Source organism: Pseudomonadota bacterium (assembly GCA_010028905.1).
Lineage (GTDB): Bacteria > Vulcanimicrobiota > Xenobia > RGZZ01 > RGZZ01 > RGZZ01.
Genome location: RGZZ01000890.1, coordinates 1 through 1,148, shown reverse-complemented (window position 1 = coordinate 1,148; position 1,148 = coordinate 1). Strand labels below are relative to the sequence as shown.

The following is a 1,148-nucleotide window of genomic DNA, read 5'->3' as shown; positions in this document are numbered from 1 at the left end:
CTCCCCTTGCTGCTCGCGCTGCTCGTGGGGGGATGGCTCACCGTGACGCGAATCGGGTCGGCGCATCGCTACCTGGCGCCGCTGGGTGCCCTGTTCGGTGTGCTGGCGGTCGGGGCCGTGCCCCGCCGGGGATGGGTGGCCTGGCCGGTGTTCGTCGCGAGTCTTGCGCTCCCCGCACTCGTGCTCTTCAATGAGCCCCTGGTGGTGCCATCGAACACGCCGGAGCCGGTACGCGCATTTCTCGGCGCGTTCGTGAGCGACGAGGTGGCGCGCACGGTGCCCGATCTCGAGCGTGTGGCGCGTGGTGTCAGCGGTTCCCTCGGCGCGTCGCGCACGGTGACGGTGATCGGCCTCGAAGGAGCCTTGGAAGAGGTGCGCAACGATCTCTACTACATGATCGCCACGGTGGAGAACTGGAGCGGCGCGCCGCGCGCCGTTCGCCTGCTGGCCTGGCCTGAGCTGCAGTCCATCGAGCTGCTCCCCATGCAGAACCCGCGGGCGCGTCAGATCGCTGTCTGGAGGGGAGAGACCCGCCTCGATGTCTACCGTTTCGAGGCGGCCACTGACCCGCCGGACGCGCTTGTCCTGCTGGGGGCTCCAGCAGAGGCGCGACGCGCGGTGGAGCGGTTCTCTCGGGTCTACACCCGCGTGTCGCTCGACGAGAACGACCTCACGGTGTGGGTTGCGCAGCCCGCGGACGCGGCCCTATCGCCTTGAGTCTGTCGCGGGGCGAGGGGCCGAGCACTACTGCCCGACGACGGTGAAGACGACCTTGAAGCGGAACTCGTAGTCGGTGGGCTTGCCGTAGCGCATCGCGGGCAGCCATACCGAGTTCTTGGCAATGGTCATGGCGACGGTGTCGAGATCGGAATCGCCACAGGGTACGATTTCCGGATGCGGGACCCCATCGGCGCCGAGCTTGCAGACGACCGAGACCTCACCGCTCTTTCCCTGGAGCTTGTTCTTGTACTGGTCGGTGACGTGCGGATTCGACAGGCCGCGGCAGTACGGCTGCACCAGGTCTTTGGCGAAGAGCTGGTTCTTGTCGAGGCTCAATGCGTCGGCCAGCTGCTCCCAGGTCTTGCTGTTGGCGGCACGCACCGCAACGTCGGTAGGCGGTTCGGCGATGCCGAGCGCCTGGAAGCTGT

The 1,148-nt window shown here is 67.4% G+C and carries 2 protein-coding genes; one reads left to right on the top strand and one right to left on the bottom strand.

All coding sequences use genetic code 11. From position 1 onward, the window contains the following. The first annotated feature begins 6 nt into the window (after positions 1-6). Positions 7-717 (top strand): hypothetical protein, encoded by a 711-nt coding sequence (locus EB084_26155; GenBank protein ID NDD31748.1) that lies wholly within the window; start codon positions 7-9, stop codon positions 715-717. A gap of 27 nt (positions 718-744) precedes the next feature. Here the strand turns inward: EB084_26155 and EB084_26150 are convergent. After that, positions 745-1,148, bottom strand: a 404-nt coding sequence (locus EB084_26150) for a hypothetical protein (protein ID NDD31747.1), incomplete at its 5' end; no start/stop codon positions are given.